This window comes from Novosphingobium lindaniclasticum LE124, from assembly GCF_000445125.1.
GTDB lineage: Bacteria > Pseudomonadota > Alphaproteobacteria > Sphingomonadales > Sphingomonadaceae > Novosphingobium > Novosphingobium lindaniclasticum.
Map to the genome: position 1 here is coordinate 63919 of NZ_ATHL01000011.1, position 17158 is coordinate 81076.

Below are 17158 nucleotides of genomic sequence, written 5' to 3' on the forward strand. Positions count from 1 at the left end.
CTGTTTCATCAGAGGCTGAGCGTCTTTGCGAGAATCTAGCTGTTAAGCTGTTCCATCAGTCGGCAAGACGCCCAGGCAAGCCCATGATGAAGGCTGTAGGCGCTCTTGTCGCAGACTTGTTGCAACGCGACCATACGCATCTAGGGGGATGGCTGTTCCGAGAGTTTAGCCGCGCCTCGTTTACGGACGGTCCTGTGGGCTATCGCACAACCAAGCAGTTTTTCGATGAACTCAAGGCCTGCGGCATGGTCGATAGCGTCACCGGCAATATGGTCTGGACGGATAGCGAGTTTACCGCAGGCAGACACCCGGAATGGAAGCGAGCGACAAGATTCCGGGGCACCGCAGCCTTCCGTGAGTGGTTCGCTTCGAAAGGCATCACACGCGAAACTTGGGACTTGCACTTCGAACGTAGCGAGGAAATCCACTTAGGCTCAGCAGCTTCAGTCATCCTACGGGCAGCGAGGCCCGCGAATGCAGGCCCGAAGGCGAAAGCCCGCGACATGATCCCGCACCCCGAGGACAAGCTATTCCCCGACATCAAGCAGCGTATGGATCGGCTTAACGCTTACCTTTGCGAGCAGACCTTTGCTCCATTCCCTGCTGTGTTCCTTCGCCGCATCTTCGCTAACGGCGATCAGCAGACCTCCTACCAATGGAACCAAGGGGGGCGGCTCTACGCACTTGGGGACGAAAGCTATCAGAACGCCCGAAAGGAAGACCGGGCGGCGATAACCATCAATGGAAAGCGCACGGTCGAGCTAGACCTCCGCGCCGCGCACCTGACGATAATTGTCGGCATGGGCTACATCCCCGCCTCCGTCTTGGAGGGGGACCCCTATGCTGTAGAGGGCCTACCGCGAGAGATCGCAAAGCAATGGGTTACAATGACCCTCAGCCATGGGAAGCGACACAGGCAATGGCCTAGAGAGATCGCCGCTGAGTATCTACGGAAGCACGGACGGAAACTCTCGGATGACTTCCCGCTGCGCAAGACTGGCGACCTGATCCTCAGCAAGCTCCCGATCATTGGTGAGGACGGACAGACCGCTCCTGTCACGTGGGCCGAGCTTCAATATCAGGACAGTGAAATCATGTTAGAGGTTTTGGAGCGTCTTGCGTTTGACCATGGCGTCCCAGCGCTCCCGGTTCACGATAGCCTGATCGTCGCGGAGGACGCGAAGGACCTAGCTGTGTCACTGCTCAAGTCAGTCTTCGCGGAGAAGGTCGGCATTGTTCCTGAGATTGCGTAGGCCTACGGCGATACATTCAATATCATTTATTGATGCTTGCAAGCCTCAGGCTGGACACCATAGCGGCGGGAGAGAGCTAGGGGGTTTACTAGGAACATTTTAGAGCTTGCGGATAGGCCAACACTGGCTTCGCTTCGCTCTGCGAGATCTTCCCCCCTAGCTCCGGCTCCGTTAGGCCGCCTCTCGCATCCCCTGCGAAGACTGATCTGTGTTTTTCGCGAGATCATGACCATAGCGGGGGCTCAGCGCCTGCACCGCTAGCAGAAGTTGCTCCCAATCTAGCGCGACCTGCTCAAGCTCTCCGGTTTCGTTCTTCTGGCAAAGGACCAGCGAGCCCTCCCCCATGTCATGAAGCTCCACAGCCGTCTCGCCATGAAGCATAAATGTCGTTTCCATTTTCGCTTCCCAACATCACTCGGCACCGCGCCGAGGAAGTTGCGATCTACTCATGACAGATTCGCGCCACAATACATAAAGAAGGTTAACGCGTAATTATTCGGTCCTAGATTTACGACCATACACGTTAGTAGAATGTCTACCTAATGAACAGAGCGCCTAAGCGCCCTGATCTATTCAACATTTTGATTACAATACTGCGGCACAGTACCTGGACACGGTAGCCTTAGATATTCCAAAGTGTTCACTTGTCTGCTTTATGCTCGCGGCATTTGCCTTGCGCCATGCAATGACTTCGGAAGCCTCCTTGGCTACTGGGCGACCTAAGCTCACCTTCCCCCGATGGGTCTTACCAGTAGCCGCAAGAGAAGCCTTGGCAGCTTCGCGTCCCGCTTCGCAACGCTCTTTGATCCTGTGGCGCTCCATGTCCGCTATCTGCGCCAGAACAGCTACGATAAGCTCGCCCACGCCTCTACCGATGGTCCCCAGCCCCTTCACGTCGATAGTCACGCCCATGTCCAGCAAGCGACGGACCATCGCCTGCACGTCGAGAGCGTCACGGCCTATGCGGTCGATATGGTAGACAGAAAGCACGTCGCCCTCGCGAACGTAGGACAGGAGCTTAGCAAAGCCTGGACGATCTTCCGCCCGCGTTGCTCCGCTTACGCCCTCATCGGAGAATTCACGGTCAAACGACCCACCTAACGCCTGACGCTGAGCTTCGACGCTCTGGTCTCCGGTCGAGCAGCGGTAGTAGGCGATACGGCTCATGATGCGCTCCTAGTCCCTCAGAAGATATAACGAGGTTATGAGGCATATCTCACAATCCGTCAACATATCTTTTGATAGAGGCATGGCGGCACGTTTCGTCCTCTCTCACAACTTAGAAGTTTTGAGTGATGCACCGCGAGGGGGGAATGGTCGGGGCAATATCTCCACGCACTCCCGCCCACCGCGCTCAGGAAAGCCATATGCCCCCGGCTCTGGGCGAGGTACGGAACGGAAGCGAGAGCCGTCGCTTGGCCTATCTTTCCAGGAACGACGGGTCCCCTCCCCGACGATTGGGTCCCTCCGGGTCCCTTCCGGGAGCGATTAGGGTTCCCCCGACTGCTAGGCGACAGGCGCTTTCAAAAACACCGCTAAAGCCTCGCCTTGTTGGTTGTTGTTGGTTCGGAAAGAGCAGCGAGCCCTGTCGGGATTTTACTGGGGTTTATCCGGACCCGCTACTTGAGCAGAACCCAACGCCTTGATTATCCAGTCGGTCGCCTTGGGAGTAATCGCGCTTTGGTATCGCCGTTCAATCAAACCGATCCAGAAGAAATGTTTGAAAGAGTCCTGTCATTTCAACACGAAATGATAGATTATTTTGCTGGCGGCAAGACGCTAAGCGAAGAATACTATAAGAGTATGCGCAGCGAACTCCTGTCTGAGCCGTCAATTCGCAATCTTGTTCCAAAGTGGTTACGCAGAAATAAGGACCTCGCTGAGCTTTGGTCCTTTGCTAAATCGGTAGACCCCAGCTGGGAACCTAGGCGTCAATTTATCCGGGAACAGTTCGAGCCGCTTCTGGACTTCCTAGAGCAAAATGAACACTCGTCCGCCGCGTCGATGCCCGGAAAATACGATGCGAATGCATGGACGGGGGCGCAATCAACGCTGCAACAGGCGAAAGCGATCAAAACGCTAGTTCCAGTGGCTCAAGCGGCAATCGGCACTCTGATTAAGCACCTTGAGCAGCCAAGCCATAACGGGGGGCCGCCCTTGGATGAGGTCGAATTCGCCCTTGGCCGATTAAGAAAACTGCACGACGCCCTAGGCATGCTCCTGACCGCCGTAGATGATGGTAAACTGAAAGATACGCTTCAGACGGGTCTCATTGTTGAAATAGCGAGGTACGGAAAGCAGGCCGCTAGGGCGCTGAAAAATGATCCTCTGCCGTATGCGCTTTCGGGGGTACTGCTGGCTGTTTTCACCGCTTGCGGCTTCGACGGGCTGGGCGGCTATTTAGGCGGAATCGCGATGGCCATAAAAAAGCCCAGCAGTTCCACGCACAGCGAATAGGCCGCCGCCTGCGCTAGCTGGGTTGTAACTCGCGGCTTGACGGTGGATTCGTAAGGAGTCCATCAAAGCGGCCATGCCGATCTATCCCGACCGCAAGAACGGAAAGCTAACTGGGCGCTTCCGGGTGGAAGTGAGCCTCGCAGGTACGCGAAAGCGGGGCCGTGCGAACACCATGCGAGAGGCTCGCGCCCTAGAAGCCTCCTTGCTGCGCCAATTGGAAGGCAAGGAGGAACCGTCCACAGCACCTGCGAAGGAAGGCGCTCGCAAGCCTTCGCCCATGACGGTTCGGGACGGTATAACGAGAGCGCACGGCATTCTGTGGGCAGGGCAGACGACCGCAACGCTTAGCTACACGAAGCTAGAGCGTATCGCCCGGATTGTAGGCGAAAAGCTGTATCTAGACGCCTTCGACCTGAACACGGTGGACCTTCTGGTAAAAACGCTCCGGGAGGAAAGCCTATCGGATGCGACCATCAACCGCTACATTTCGTGCCTCAGCGCCTTCCTCCGCTTCTGTAAGCGGCGCGGCTTCCGCACGGTCGATCTACCGGAGCTTGAATGGAACGACGAGGAAGAGAACCGCATCCGCTGGATCACTCGCAAAGAGGAAGTCCAACTCTGCAAGCTGCTCCCCAGCCCCTTCGACGCTCTAGTCTACATCGCGATTCGGACGGGCCTTCGCGCTACCGAACTTCTGACGCTACAACCGGATCAGGTGACGCCGGGATGGGTCCACCTGCACAAGACTAAGAATGGACACCCCCGATCCGTCCCGCTCTCCAAGGAAGTCTATGAGCACCTTGCGCCGCTAGTGACTCAAAGTCTCATGCCGGACTACTGGCAACTGAGGGGACAGTGGGACAAGGCGCGGCGGGCTATGGGCCTCGCGGACGATCCGACTTTCGTATTCCACGCTTGCAGACATTCCTACGCTACGCGGGCGATCCAAGCGGACGTTAACATTCGGGTCTTGCAGCAACTGATGGGCCATCGCACAATTCAGACGACCCTTCGCTACGCTCATATTGAAGACAAGACGCTCGCGGAGGCCGTTAAGAAAATGACCGCCTATCACGATGGCGGAATGCCTCCGAAGGGAGGGGTAAACGGGCTGAATCTTCCCCTCACGCGAAAAGCACCCCGCGAAATAAATCGTTTTAGAACAGTAATTTGGCGGAACGGAGTGCCTCCACAGGGTGACTGCAAATCCTTGCACGCCGGTTCGATTCCGGCTCGGGCCTCCACCCTGTTCTCTCAAGATGATTGAGAGTTTCTCCACATCTCCGTTTTCGATTTGTCGCTGAAGCGCCGCTCGGCGTGCCGGTGAACTGTAGCCGGTTTCGCGCTTGCCTGGCGCATTTACGTGCCAGCGATTACTGCAAGTTAATCGGCAGTAACGCCATCTTAATCTCGTTCGTTACGGTTCCTTAGCCGAAAGGGACTAGCCTGCTCGCTTCCACATGAGCAGGATGCGATGCAGAAAATCGACAGTATACTCTTGCCCGTGACCGGCCGCACGACAGTTCGGCGTCTTTCCGTTCATGTGGCTCAGGCCTGCTGCGCGGCAAGCGCGGTATCGAGTTTTCTTTTGCAAGGCACCGCATCGCATGTGCTCGCCGGGATCGCAGCATCGACGGCTCTGTTTACCCTGGGCGCCGGGGTCCGATACGGCCGGCGCGCGTCGGCCGAAAGGAACGGGCACCTCTCCCTGGTAGCGGAGGCCAGCGCCGCAAGGGCGCAAGTCGAGGAACTGTTCGCCATGGCCGACATGCTCCAGGCGGCGGACGATCACGAGGATGCGGGCGCGGTGCTCATGGCCAGCGCCGAGCGGCTGCTTCCGGATCTGAGCGGAGCGCTCTACATCTTCAACAATTCCCGCGACCGGCTCGATCTCGCGCGATCCTGGGGGCGCAAGGACGGCTTCGTGGCGCCCGCCACGCTGTTCCCCGGCACCTGCTGGGCGCTCAAGCGCGGCAAGCCGCATGTCAACGACCGGAAAGGCGGCTCGTTATGCTGCCAACATGCCACGGGCGAGGTCTCCACCATCGAGGTGCCGATGATGGCGCGCGGTCAGGTTTTCGGCCTGCTCGTGATCGCCGCCGACCCCGGCGAGGCGCGCGACCGGCTGCGAGGCACCCGGCGAATCGCCAGGGCCCTTGCCGATTCGATGTCGCTCGCCCTGTCGAACATCGCGCTGCGCGAAAAGCTGCGGACCCAGTCCCTCCGTGATCCGCTGACCGGCCTCTATAACCGGCGCTACATGGAGGACGCGCTGAAGCGATACGTCAACCTGGCGCAGCGCACCGGCACCCCGATCTCGGTGCTGATGATCGATCTCGACAACTTCAAGCGCCTCAACGACGAACATGGCCATGCCAAGGGCGACGCTGTCCTTCGGGATGTGGCGGGCCAGTTGGTGGATACGCTGCGCCCCTCCGACGTGATCGCCCGCTACGGCGGCGAGGAACTGCTGGTGATCATGCCCAAGTGCAGCCTCGAGAACGCTGCCACCAAGGCCGAACTCCTGCGCAAGCGCGTGGAAGCGCTTTCGGCCGCACATGGAACCGAGATCAGCGCCTCTTTCGGCATAGCCACGGTTCCGGAAACGGCGACAGGCGCCGGGGACGTCATCACCATGGCCGACAGCGCGCTCTACGGGGCCAAGCAGGCCGGCAAGAACCGCGTGGTCACGGCACCGCGCCGAACCCGCGGCGAGGACAAGGCGGCCCCTCGGCTCGCTGCCGCCAACTGAGGCGGCGTTCGTTGGGCAGGCCTGGTTCCCATGTCATCGTGGGAGCAATGTGCGCAGATAGTGCAGCCAGAACGAAAAAGGGACCGCATCGCTGCGGCCCCTTCGTCTGTTCCGGCTCTTGAAAGCCGATCGCTAAAGCGATCAGTCTTCCTTGAGGAACGCCGGCATGTGGTCGGGATCGCCACCGCCGTTGTCGCCGCCACGCGGGCCGCGAGGACCACGGTCGCCCCGGCCTTCGCCGCGCGGACCACGATCGCCGCCACGGCCGCCTCCATCGCGGCGAGGACCACGACGGTCACCGCCACGGTCTTCACGAGGACCACGATCGCCACGCGGCTCGCGCGGTTCGCGGGCCGGACGGGTATCTTCCAGCGCTTCGCCGGTTTCCTGGTCGACGACGCGCATCGACAGGCGAACCTTGCCGCGCTGGTCGATCTCGAGGACCTTGACCTTGACGAGCTGGCCTTCCTTGACCACGTCGGTCGGCTTTTCCACGCGCTCGTTCTTCATTTCGGAGACGTGGACCAGACCGTCCTTGCCGCCCATGAAGTTCACGAAAGCACCGAAATCGACGATGTTGACGACCTTGCCGTCGTAGATCTTGCCGACTTCCGCTTCCTCGACGATGCCGAGGATCCACTTCTTGGCGGCTTCGATCTGGGCGACGTCGGAGGACGAGATCTTGATCACGCCTTCGTCGTCGATGTCGACCTTGGCGCCGGTCTCGGCGACGATCTCGCGGATCACCTTGCCGCCGGTGCCGATGACGTCACGGATCTTCGACTTGTCGATCTGGATCGTCTCGATGCGCGGTGCGTGAGCCGAAAGTTCGGTGCGAGCCGAACCAAGGGCCTTGTTCATCTCACCCAGGATGTGTGCGCGGCCGGCCTTCGCCTGCTCCAGCGCCTTGCCCATGATTTCCTTGGTGATGCCGGCGATCTTGATGTCCATCTGCATCGTGGTGATGCCGAGTTCGGTGCCGGCTACCTTGAAGTCCATGTCGCCGAGGTGATCCTCGTCGCCCAGGATGTCCGAAAGAACGGCGAAATCGTCGCCTTCCAGGATCAGGCCCATGGCGATGCCCGAGACCGGACGGACCAGCGGCACGCCGGCGTCCATCATCGAAAGGCAGCCGCCGCAGATCGTCGCCATCGAGGACGAGCCGTTCGACTCGGTGATGTCCGACAGGATGCGGATGGTGTAGGGGAAGTCTTCCTTGGCGGGCAGCACGGGGTGCAGCGCGCGCCATGCCAGCTTGCCGTGGCCGATCTCGCGGCGGCCCGGAGCGCCGAAGCGGCCCACTTCGCCGACCGAGTAGGGCGGGAAGTTGTAGTGCAGCATGAACGACGAGTACGACAGGCCTTCCAGGCCGTCGATCATCTGTTCAGCATCCTTGGTGCCCAGGGTGGTGGTGCAGATCGCCTGCGTTTCACCGCGGGTGAACAGCGCCGAACCGTGAGTGCGCGGCAGGAAGCCGACCATCGATTCGATCGGGCGGACCTGATCGAGCTTGCGGCCGTCGATGCGCTTGCCGTCCTTGAGGATGGCGCCGCGCACGATTTCGGCTTCCAGCTTCTTCATGGTCTTGATGGCGACCATCTGGAGCTGCGGGGTCTCGCCGGAGAAGGCTTCCTTGGCCTTGGCACGGGCAGCGTTCAGCGCGTTCGAGCGGGCCGACTTGTCGGTCAGCTTGTAGGCGGCGGTAACGTCCTTGCCGACGGCCTTCTTGAGCTTCGCCTTGATGTCGGCGGTGTTGTCCGACAGGTCGATTTCCCAAGGTTCCTTGGCAGCCTGCTCGGCCAGGTCGATCACGAGGTTGACGACCTTGCGGCATTCGTCATGCGCGAACATGACGGCACCCAGCATCTCTTCCTCGGTCAGCTCCTTGGCTTCCGATTCCACCATCATCACCGCATCGCTGGTGGCGGCGACGACGAGATCGAGGCGGCCGTCTTCGAGAGCGGCGGTCTGCTTCGGGTTCAGCGTATATTCGCCGTCGACGAAGCCGACGCGGCAGGCGCCGATCGGACCCATGAAGGGCACGCCCGAGATGGTGAGCGCGGCCGAAGCGGCGATCATCGCAACGATATCGGCCTCGGTCTCGCCATCAAAGCTGAGAACCTGGCAGATCACGTTGATTTCGTTGTAGAAACCTTCGGGGAACAGCGGACGGACCGGACGGTCGATCAGGCGGCTGGTCAACGTTTCCTTTTCGGTGGCGCCGCGCTCGCGCTTGAAGAAGCCACCCGGAATGCGGCCGGCGGCCGAAAACTTTTCCTGGTAGTGGACGGTCAGCGGGAAGAAGTCCTGGCCTTCCTTCACCGACTTGGCGGCGGTCACCGCGCAGAGCACGACCGTTTCGCCATAGGTGGCGAGGACGGCGCCGTCGGCCTGACGGGCCACGCGGCCGGTTTCGAGTGTGAGGGTCTTGCCGCCCCACTCCATGCTTACGGTTTTGACGTCGAACATTTTCGATTTCCTTGACCCGCGAGGCCCTATTGCCATGCGGGGCTTACTGCCGGGGATACCGTCCCGGTCCGGTGCGGGGCTTTTTCGTCGCCCCTGGGCCTCCCGCCGGATTGCGGAAGATGCCCGGTTATCTATTTCGTCGTCCGGGACGACGTGGCCTTGTCATGCGGGCCCATTACCACATCGCGGGCCACAAATGCAAAACGGCCCGCCGAAGCGGGCCGTCTTCTCGGTTCTTACTTACGCAGACCGAGCTTCTGGATGAGGGCGTTGTAGCGCGCCACGTCCTTCTTCTTCAGGTAGTCCAGCAGCGAGCGGCGCTTGTTGACCATGGCCAGCAGACCGCGACGCGAGTGGTTGTCCTTGTGGTGAGCCTTGAAGTGCTCGGTCAGGTTGCGGATGCGCTCAGTGAGGATCGCGACCTGAACTTCCGGGCTGCCCGTGTCGCCAGCGACGCGTGCGTTGTCCGAAATGATGTCCTGCTTCTTTTCAGCGGTAACCGACATGTACTCTACTCCGCGACATCCGATAGGTTGAATCCCCTGACGACGCGGGCTTCTCCACCCGAAAGCTCCATGAGCGCGACGGGAGTGATCCCTTCCCGCGCCCAGCAGAGCCCGTCTTCATGGGGCAATCCGGTCAGAACACGGCCCTGGCGGACCGCCCTTGCCTGCTCCGGATCGAGGTCGATGGCCGGGATGTCGTCCAGCCCCACCTCAAGTGGCAAGAGTACCTGCTCAAGCGCAGCGCCCTTGCCGATTTCGTTCAATTTGTCCAGCGAAATCGCCCGCGACAGGTCGAACGGGCCGGCCTTCACGCGGCGCAACATGGTCACATGACCAACGGTGCCGAGAGCCTTGGCGATGTCCCGTGCCAGCGAGCGGATATAGGTGCCCTTGGAGACATGGGCCTCGAAAGTGATTTCGGACAACGCGAGCCCGTCTCCTTCAGGGGAGAGGTTGGGGTGGGGGCCAGCCTCCAGGCGCTGCATTTCCGGCGAGCCCCCACCCCCGGGCCCTCCCCTGACGGAGAGGGGGGAAAGCTCGTGAATCGTCACGCTCCGCGATTTGAGCGCCACCTCCTGCCCCGCTCTGGCGAGATCGTAGGCCCGCTCGCCATCCACCTTGAGCGCTGAATAGATCGGCGGCACCTGTTCGATCGGCCCGGTGAAGCGCGGCAACACGGCCTGCACCTGCTCCAGGGTCGGCCGCACCTCGCTGGTGGCGATCACTTTGCCCTCAAGGTCCAGCGTATCCGTTTCCTCGCCGAAGCGCACGGTGAACTCGTAGATCTTGCTGGCATCCAGCATGCGCCCGGCGAGCTTGGTCGCCTCGCCCAGCGCGACCGGGAGAACGCCCGTCGCCAGCGGGTCGAGCGTGCCGCCGTGGCCGACCTTCACCTTCTTGCCATAGCCGGCCTCGCGCAAGTTGCGCTTCACGGCCGCGACGGCCTGCGTCGAGCCGAGGCCGAGCGGCTTGTCGAGGATGATCCAGCCATGGGGGGCCGGGCGGGTCTGGGGAGCGGAAGTCATGGCCTTCCCCAAGTCGCGCCGGGCGGAAATGTCAACGCCTGCGGCGTCAGGCCCCCGCCACGAACTGCGCCAGAGTATAATAGTGGTCGGTTGCCCAGATCACCGGCGGCAGGACCACTCGCCGCACGATGCCCCATTGCGGGAAGAAATAGGGCACCACCAGCAGGAGCACGATGAGCAGCGGGAAACCGTAGGGCCGGAACCGCTCGTACTGCCGGGCCGCGCGGCGGGGGAGCAGGCCTTCGACGATATGCGATCCGTCGAAAGGCGGTATCGGCAGCAGGTTGAACAGCGCCAGGAAGACGTTGATGGTGATGAAATTGTTGAGGTTCATCGCCGCGAAGGTCAGCCCGGCGCCCTCGGCATCTCCCGCAAGACGCACCAGCACGCCCAGAAGCACGGCGCCCACTGCGGCGAGCACCAGGTTGGTGCCCGGCCCCGCCGCCGCGACCGCCATCATGCCCCGGCGCGGATCGTTCAGCCGCCAGCGATTGACCGGCACCGGCTTGGCCCATCCGAAGATCGGCAGGCCGGCCAGCGCCAGAAAGCCCGGCAGCACGATCGTCCCCATGGGATCGACATGGCGGAGCGGGTTGAGCGACAGGCGCCGCTGCTCCTGCGCGGTCGGGTCACCCAGCGCCAGCGCCGTCCAGCCATGCGCGACTTCATGGAAGACGATGGCGACGATAAGCGGGATGATAAGCGCCGCGGCTTGCAGCAGGGTCTGGTTCATGGCGCTGATCTAGGGCCAGGAGACCGAGGCTGCAATGGAGCAGGCGGATAAGCGCGTTACCGCTCCATCGCTTCGCCGAAGTGCCGGCGGCAAAGCGCGACATAGCGGTCGTTCCCGCCGATCTCCGTCTGCGCGCCCTCTCGCACGGCAGCACCCGCCGCATCGACGCGCAGGTTCATCGTGGCCTTGCGTCCGCAATGGCACACGGCTTTCAGTTCGATCAAGGCATCGGCAATGCCCAGCAGGATCGCCGATCCGGGAAACAACTCGCCCCGGAAGTCGGTCCGCAACCCGTAGCACAGCACGGGGATGTTCTCGCGGTCGGCAACATGTGCGCATTGCCAGGCTTGCTGCGGCGTCAGGAACTGCGCCTCATCCACGAGCAGGCAGGACAATGGCTCGACCGCATGGACCGCGCGCACTTGCGCCACGAGGTCGGTGTCCGGCTGGAAACGGTGCGCCGGCGCGTGGAGGCCGATGCGGCTCTCGATCGCGAAATCCTGTCCGCGCGCGTCGCTGCGGTCGTCGATCGCGGCGGTCCACAACATCGTGCGCATGCCGCGCTCGTGATAGTTGAAATTCGCCTGAAGCAAAGTCGCCGACTTCCCGGCGTTCATGCTGGCATAGTAGAAATAGAGTTTAGCCATCGGAGTTGGGGATAACATGCCCCATCGCACCCCGCACGGCACCTGTTGCGATTGTCCCCGCTTGAATGAAAACCGCCGCCGTTATCTACTTGTCGCAGCTACGATCGGAACAGCGCGCGCATGGACGACTGAAGCTGACAGGGAGCTGGGCATGAAGAGATGGATCGCCATGGTCGTGATCATCGCTCTGGCAGGAGCCGCCGCCGGCTATGTCGTGGATGCGCCTTTCGCCCCTCACGCCGCGCCGCCCTCGCGCCCGACCTTTGCGATGTTCGACCAAGCCGCCGCCGCCATGCTCGCGCTGCTCGGCCCGATCGGCGCCATCGCGGCGCCGCTTGTGACAGGTGCAGTGCTCTGTGGGCTCCTGTTGCTGCTGAACGGCGCGCGCCCGGTGCCTGTCGCATCCGGCCCGGTTTGGCGGCCGGAATTCCGAGCCACGGATCAAGGCCTGCTCCGCCCGAACGAGGCGCGCGCTGGCGAGTCCGAGGCTCCGGATATAGAAGGTCCCCCGCCCGGCCCTCTTGCGCTGATCCGCAAGGCCCGCTCGCGATCGCGCGACTGGTTCGACGATCCCAGCTGGCTTGGGGGCCTGCCTAAGCTGACCGGCATTCCCTGGCCGCGCGACGAGAACGGAGCGCCCCTGCCTTTCGCCGCTCAGATCGACCTGGCGGACATCGCCGCCGCCTGTCCCGAAGCGCCGCTTCCGGCGGCCGGATCACTGGCGTTCTTTCTGGGAGACGGTGCGGTGGTTCCGGTCCCGCCCGGGGCCCACGAATTCACCGCGCCGCCTGCCGCGCCTCGCGATGGCAAGGGTCTACCGGCCAGCAACACTGCGCGTCCATTCCAGGACTTCTTTCCGTTCTGGCCCGTGGAGCCGGTCGCCGTCGCCCTGCCCGAGGACCTGCGCGACGGGGACGAACCGGGCGACGAAGAAGCCGTGGAACGGGCCATGACCGAGTGGCTGGCCCGGCGCTATCCGCTGCGCGACGGCGCGCTTACCGTGCCGGAACCCGTGACTCGCATCTGGTGGCATGGCGCCTGTCATCTCGCCGAACGCCTGCATGTCGCCCTCGCCGAAGCGTCACGGCTGATCGACAAGCGCATGATCCGCACGTCGGATGCGCGCGCGGATATCGAGATGCTTCAGTCCGATCCGGCGACGACACCCTTGCGGCTCGAAGCGGCGGAGCGCGCCTTCGAACGCGAGGAGGCGAAGCTCGCGAACATCAGGGCGCAGCACGCCGCGCTGTCGCAAGTCGTGCCGGCGATGGACGGTTTTGTCGATGACCGCGATCTCTGGAGCCCGCTTTCGCAGGACGAGTTCGCCGTGATCGAGGACGTCCTCACCCACTTGGGCCGGGACTGTCCCGATCTCGTGCGTTGTCATCTGCCGCAGTCGATGGCAGAAATCGCCGCCCTCTCGCTGCGCGCCATGGTCTCGGGCCCGCCCGAGGCTCTGGCGCAAGTTCCAGATTCGGAACTGGCCCGGATCAACGCCGCCTTTCGGCTGGCCAATCTGCACCAGCACCAGATGTTCGGCCCGAGCGGCGGCCTGTCCCGCGCCGGGCATGACGATCATCGCGGCGAGATCCTGCTGCTGCAGCTCGCGCGCGATGACATGATGGACTGGGACTGGGCCCTCTACCAGTTCTGGATACGGCCAGAAGACCTCGCCCGCCGCAGATGGGACCGGGTCGCGCTTACCTTCCAGTCTGGGTGACGACCGGCGGTTTTCCGAGGATCGCGCGAGCCGTCAGTCGCTTCCGCCTTCGAGGTCGCGCTTCACTCTGGGATCGTTGAGCAGAGCATCGATCCGGCTGGCCTCTTCGAAGGTGTCGTCGATGCGGAAGCGGATCTTGGCGGCGGATTTGAGTTTCAGCCTCTGCGCCACTTCCCGCTGGAAGAATGCCGTATGCGTCTGCAGAGCCTTGAGCACGATCTCTTCTTCCTCACCCAGCAAGGGCTTCACGAAGACCGTTGCGATCCGCAGGTCTGGCGTCATGCGGACTTCGGTTACGGAAACAGATCGCGTGCTGAGCGTGTCATCGTGGACCTGCTGCCGCGTGAGAATCTCGGAAAGGACGTGACGCACTTGCTCGCCGACCTTGAGAAGGCGGACGGAATGCTGTTCGGGAGTGACTTGCTGGCGTGCCATGGCTTTGTCCATGTGGGCCCATGGCCGCAATTTGCAACAATTGATTACAGCTCCACGCCCGGTTCATGTCGTTTGCCCGCCCAACTCACGCGCGGAGCGAGCAACTGCGCAAGCCTCGCGCCGTTCACATCTTCGCGACGATCCGTGCCAGCGAACGGACGTTGCGCGCCGCCCCCCGGCAGGCGAGCCGCTTCTCGATGAACTCCATGGTCAGCAGGCTTTCTCCCATCGGCCCGCCGAAATCGACGAAAAGACAGCGATCCCCCAGCGCAAGCCGCTCCGCGCCGATGCTGCCATGATCGCCCACAAGCCGGCCGAACTGCTGCCTGGTCGGCTGCCTTTCCAGCAGGACGCTGTGGACGAAGGCATCGTCGCTGCCGACGAAAGGGTTCTCCTCCACCGCCGCGCGGATCTCCTCACGCTTGCGCACCGCCACGAAGGCCGTAAGATCGAACCGGTCGCGCAATAGATAGGCCAGCAGTTCCTCCAGCCCCTCGCTCGGTCGCTCCTCGTAATCGAACAGGACGTTGCCGCTGGAAATCACCGTTTCGGCATTCTCCAGTTCCTCGCGCTCGAAGGCATAGCGCAGGTCCGCCATCGACAGACGATCGCCGCCGACGATCAGCGAAGCGAAGAAGGCGCAGTAGCGGGTCATCTTGAAAATTCCGGTCGATGAATGTATGAACGGCCTACCACGGTAGACGTTTTCACATCACCGTCCGAGCCTGGGTGTTGCAGCATCTGGCCCCGTTTTCCAACTGGCTCTTGTTGGATGGCGTTGCAGCGCCAGCCTCCTTGCCAATCATCGGCGCTTTACCGGCGGTTCAGCTCGATGAGCTTCACGACCAGCTGCAGAAGCGCGACCAGAAAGGTCGCCGCGCCGAAAACCAGCATTACCCGTCGCCGTTGCGACGGAGCAGGCATAGTCATGCGACTGCAGAGGTTCGCGGTTAAATTCCTGACACGCGAGGGACGCTTACCCCTGAAGAGCGCCTGAAACGAGAAGGCCACCGCCGGATCGCTCCGACGATGGCCTTGATTCCCGTGTCCGAGAACAGTCTTAGCCGACGGTACGTTCGCGGTGGCTGACTTCGAAGACTTCGAGGTGGTCGCCCGCCTTGATGTCGTTGGTGTCGGCCAGGACCACACCGCATTCCAGACCGGCGCGCACTTCGTCCACGTCGTCCTTGAAGCGGCGCAGCGAGGAGATCGTCGTGGCCGAAACGATGACGTCGTTGCGGGTGAGACGCGCGCTGAGGCCCTTGCGGATGTAGCCTTCGACCACCAGCAGACCGGCCGCCTTGTCGCGCTTGCCGGCCGGGAAGACCTGCTTGACTTCGGCGCGGCCGACCACGGTTTCGATGCGTTCCGGACCCCAGATGCCGGCCATCTGCTTCGCGACCTCCGCGGTCAGCTCGTAGATGACGTCGTAGTACATCATCGGCGTCTTGGTCTTTTCGATCTGCTCGCGCGCCTTGGCGTTCGGGCGGACGTTGAAGCCCACGATCGGCGCGCCCGAGGCCGAAGCCAGGGCCACGTCGGTTTCCGTGATGGCGCCCACGCCCGAGTGCAGGATGCGGACCTTGATCTCGTCGTTCGACAGGGCGTGGAGCGCCGAGTTGATCGCCTCGACCGAACCCTGCACGTCCGCCTTGACCACCACCGGATACTCGATGACGTTCTGCTTGGCCGCCAGGGCCGAGAACATCGTGTCGATGCTGGCCGGGGCCATGGCGGTGCGCTTGGCCGTCGCCTGCTCCTGACGGTAGGCCGAGACCTCACGGGCACGCTGTTCGCTTTCCACGACGCTCAGCAGGTCGCCGGCCATCGGCACGCCGCCGATACCCAGGACTTCCACCGGCATCGAAGGCGGCGCGGCCTTCACCTGGCGGCCCTTGTCGTCGAGCATGGCGCGCACGCGGCCGCTCTCGGTACCGACGACAAGGATGTCGCCGACCTTCAGGGTGCCGCGGTTGACCAGCACGGTCGCGAGCGGACCCTTGCCCTTGTCGAGCTTGGCTTCGATCACGGTCGCCTCGGCCTCACGGTCGGGGTTGGCCTTCAGTTCCATGAGTTCGGCCTGGAGCAGGATCTTCTCGATCAGTTCGTCCAGACCGGCACCGGTCTTGGCCGAGACTTCCACGTCCTGCACGTCGCCCGACATGGCTTCGACGATGACTTCGTGCTCCAGCAGGCGCTCGCGCACCTTCTGGGGATTGGCCTCGTGCTTGTCCATCTTGTTGATGGCAACGATCATCGGCACGCCCGCGGCCTTCGTGTGATTGATGGCCTCGATCGTCTGCGGCATGATGCCGTCGTCCGCGGCGACCACGAGAATCACGATGTCCGTCACATTGGCGCCGCGCATACGCATCTGCGTGAAGGCGGCGTGGCCCGGCGTATCGAGGAAGGTGACGAGATCGCCGCCCTTGGTCTTGATCTGGTAGGCGCCCATGTGCTGCGTGATGCCGCCGGCTTCGCCGCGCACCACATCCGTACCGCGCAGCGCGTCGAGCAGCGAGGTCTTGCCGTGGTCGACGTGGCCCATGATGGCGACGACCGGAGGACGCGGCTTCAGCGTCTCTTCGGCATCGACGTCGATGGAGGTGTCGATATCGACGTCGCTCTCGGACACGCGCTGGATGTTGTGGCCGAATTCGGTGACAAGCAGTTCGGCGGTATCCTGGTCGATCGTCTGGTTGACGGTGACCATCATGCCCATCTTGAACATCGCCTTCACCAGGTCGGCGCCCTTCTCGGCCATGCGGTTGGCGAGTTCCTGAACGGTGATCGCCTCGGGGACGATCACGTCGCGGACCTGCTTCTCGCGCTGCTGCGACTGGCCGCCGAAGTGCGCACGACGTTCCTTCTCGCGGGCGCGCTTGAGCGCGGCGAGCGAGCGGGCGCGCGCGCCCTCGTCGTCGTTCAGGGCCCGGTTGACGGTCAGCTTGCCCGACTGGCGGCGGTCACCGCCCTTGCGGTCACGATCCGGCGTGCTGCGCGGCGGCGGCGGAGCACCGGCGCCCTTCTTGGCTGCGGGCGCACTCTTCGGCGCGGCGGAACCGCCGGTATTGGCCGGAGCGTTGTTGCTTGCGGGCGCCGCAGCGGCAGCGGTCGCGGCAGGCGCTTCGGGCTTGCGCACGGGCTGCGGGCGAGCGACC

General features: G+C 62.7%; 15 protein-coding genes. 5 read left to right on the top strand and 10 right to left on the bottom strand.

From position 1 onward, the window contains the following. Positions 1–83: 83 nt before the first annotated feature. On the top strand, positions 84–1253 hold the full coding sequence (locus L284_RS26310) for a hypothetical protein (RefSeq protein WP_021232254.1): 1170 nt from the start codon (positions 84–86) through the stop codon (positions 1251–1253). 171 nt (positions 1254–1424) lie between these two features. Here L284_RS26310 and L284_RS26315 read toward each other — a convergent pair whose 3' ends face one another. Together L284_RS26315 and L284_RS26320 are read right to left on the bottom strand one after the other, a co-directional pair. Further along, positions 1425–1649, bottom strand: coding sequence for a hypothetical protein (locus L284_RS26315; RefSeq protein WP_021232255.1), 225 nt, complete (start codon positions 1647–1649; stop codon positions 1425–1427). A 189-nt stretch (positions 1650–1838) separates the two neighbouring features. After that, positions 1839–2420, bottom strand: a complete 582-nt coding sequence (locus L284_RS26320) for a recombinase family protein (protein ID WP_021232256.1) — start codon at positions 2418–2420, stop codon at positions 1839–1841. Positions 2421–2876: 456 nt separating this feature from the next. On the opposite strand from L284_RS26320, the gene L284_RS46755 reads away from it, so the two are divergent. From L284_RS46755 to L284_RS26335, 3 genes are all read left to right on the top strand, one after another. Next, a complete protein-coding gene (locus L284_RS46755) occupies positions 2877–3710 on the top strand; it encodes a hypothetical protein (protein WP_152524587.1) in 834 nt (277 codons plus the stop codon). Positions 3711–3783: 73 nt separating this feature from the next. Further along, positions 3784–4977, top strand: coding sequence for a tyrosine-type recombinase/integrase (locus L284_RS26330; protein WP_021232258.1), 1194 nt, complete (start codon positions 3784–3786; stop codon positions 4975–4977). Positions 4978–5319: 342 nt separating this feature from the next. Then, positions 5320–6462, top strand: a complete 1143-nt coding sequence (locus tag L284_RS26335; protein ID WP_160172085.1) for a sensor domain-containing diguanylate cyclase — start codon at positions 5320–5322, stop codon at positions 6460–6462. 141 nt (positions 6463–6603) lie between these two features. Here the strand turns inward: L284_RS26335 and pnp are convergent, their stop codons facing one another. The 5 genes from pnp to L284_RS26360 all read right to left on the bottom strand — a co-directional run bounded on the left by pnp (position 6604) and on the right by L284_RS26360 (position 11842). Next, positions 6604–8931 (bottom strand): polyribonucleotide nucleotidyltransferase, encoded by a 2328-nt coding sequence (gene pnp / locus L284_RS26340; RefSeq protein ID WP_021232260.1) that lies wholly within the window; start codon positions 8929–8931, stop codon positions 6604–6606. 236 nt (positions 8932–9167) lie between these two features. Further along, positions 9168–9437: a 30S ribosomal protein S15 gene (rpsO, locus tag L284_RS26345; RefSeq protein ID WP_021232261.1), complete on the bottom strand. Its 270-nt coding sequence runs from the start codon at positions 9435–9437 to the stop codon at positions 9168–9170. A 5-nt stretch (positions 9438–9442) separates the two neighbouring features. Further along, the gene (gene truB / locus L284_RS26350; RefSeq protein WP_021232262.1) at positions 9443–10462 is read right to left on the bottom strand and encodes a tRNA pseudouridine(55) synthase TruB; all 1020 of its coding nucleotides are present in this window, start codon (positions 10460–10462) and stop codon (positions 9443–9445) included. Between the two features lie 46 nt (positions 10463–10508). Then, entirely contained in the window at positions 10509–11195 is a 687-nt protein-coding gene (locus tag L284_RS26355; protein WP_021232263.1) for a site-2 protease family protein, read from the bottom strand. Positions 11196–11251: 56 nt separating this feature from the next. Further along, a complete protein-coding gene (locus L284_RS26360) occupies positions 11252–11842 on the bottom strand; it encodes a thymidine kinase (protein ID WP_021232264.1) in 591 nt (196 codons plus the stop codon). A gap of 151 nt (positions 11843–11993) precedes the next feature. On the opposite strand from L284_RS26360, the gene L284_RS26365 reads away from it, so the two are divergent. Continuing rightward, positions 11994–13562 carry a DUF1963 domain-containing protein gene (locus L284_RS26365; RefSeq protein WP_021232265.1) on the top strand — a complete coding sequence of 523 codons (1569 nt, stop codon included), beginning with the start codon at positions 11994–11996 and terminating at the stop codon, positions 13560–13562. Positions 13563–13595: 33 nt separating this feature from the next. On the opposite strand, the gene rbfA is transcribed toward L284_RS26365, so the two are convergent. The 3 genes from rbfA to infB form a co-directional block, all read right to left on the bottom strand. Continuing rightward, on the bottom strand, positions 13596–13997 hold the full coding sequence (rbfA, locus tag L284_RS26370; protein ID WP_031341350.1) for a 30S ribosome-binding factor RbfA: 402 nt from the start codon (positions 13995–13997) through the stop codon (positions 13596–13598). A 124-nt stretch (positions 13998–14121) separates the two neighbouring features. Next, a complete protein-coding gene (locus L284_RS26375; protein WP_021232267.1) occupies positions 14122–14652 on the bottom strand; it encodes a DUF1697 domain-containing protein in 531 nt (176 codons plus the stop codon). Between the two features lie 405 nt (positions 14653–15057). Beyond that, positions 15058–17158 (bottom strand): translation initiation factor IF-2 (gene infB / locus L284_RS26380; RefSeq protein ID WP_021232268.1); only part of this gene is annotated, 2101 nt, incomplete at its 5' end.

Excerpts from the sequence above, each read along its gene's own strand:
- L284_RS26310 (WP_021232254.1), top strand. The coding sequence starts at position 84 with ATGATGAAGGCTGTAGGCGCTCTTGTCGCAGACTTGTTGCAACGCGAC.
- L284_RS26315 (WP_021232255.1), bottom strand. The coding sequence starts at position 1,649 with ATGGAAACGACATTTATGCTTCATGGCGAGACGGCTGTGGAGCTTCAT.
- L284_RS26320 (WP_021232256.1), bottom strand. The coding sequence starts at position 2,420 with ATGAGCCGTATCGCCTACTACCGCTGCTCGACCGGAGACCAGAGCGTC.
- L284_RS26330 (WP_021232258.1), top strand. The coding sequence starts at position 3,784 with ATGCCGATCTATCCCGACCGCAAGAACGGAAAGCTAACTGGGCGCTTC.
- pnp (WP_021232260.1), bottom strand. The coding sequence starts at position 8,931 with ATGTTCGACGTCAAAACCGTAAGCATGGAGTGGGGCGGCAAGACCCTC.
- rpsO (WP_021232261.1), bottom strand. The coding sequence starts at position 9,437 with ATGTCGGTTACCGCTGAAAAGAAGCAGGACATCATTTCGGACAACGCA.
- truB (WP_021232262.1), bottom strand. The coding sequence starts at position 10,462 with ATGACTTCCGCTCCCCAGACCCGCCCGGCCCCCCATGGCTGGATCATC.
- L284_RS26355 (WP_021232263.1), bottom strand. The coding sequence starts at position 11,195 with ATGAACCAGACCCTGCTGCAAGCCGCGGCGCTTATCATCCCGCTTATC.
- L284_RS26360 (WP_021232264.1), bottom strand. The coding sequence starts at position 11,842 with ATGGCTAAACTCTATTTCTACTATGCCAGCATGAACGCCGGGAAGTCG.
- L284_RS26365 (WP_021232265.1), top strand. The coding sequence starts at position 11,994 with ATGAAGAGATGGATCGCCATGGTCGTGATCATCGCTCTGGCAGGAGCC.
- rbfA (WP_031341350.1), bottom strand. The coding sequence starts at position 13,997 with ATGGCACGCCAGCAAGTCACTCCCGAACAGCATTCCGTCCGCCTTCTC.
- L284_RS26375 (WP_021232267.1), bottom strand. The coding sequence starts at position 14,652 with ATGACCCGCTACTGCGCCTTCTTCGCTTCGCTGATCGTCGGCGGCGAT.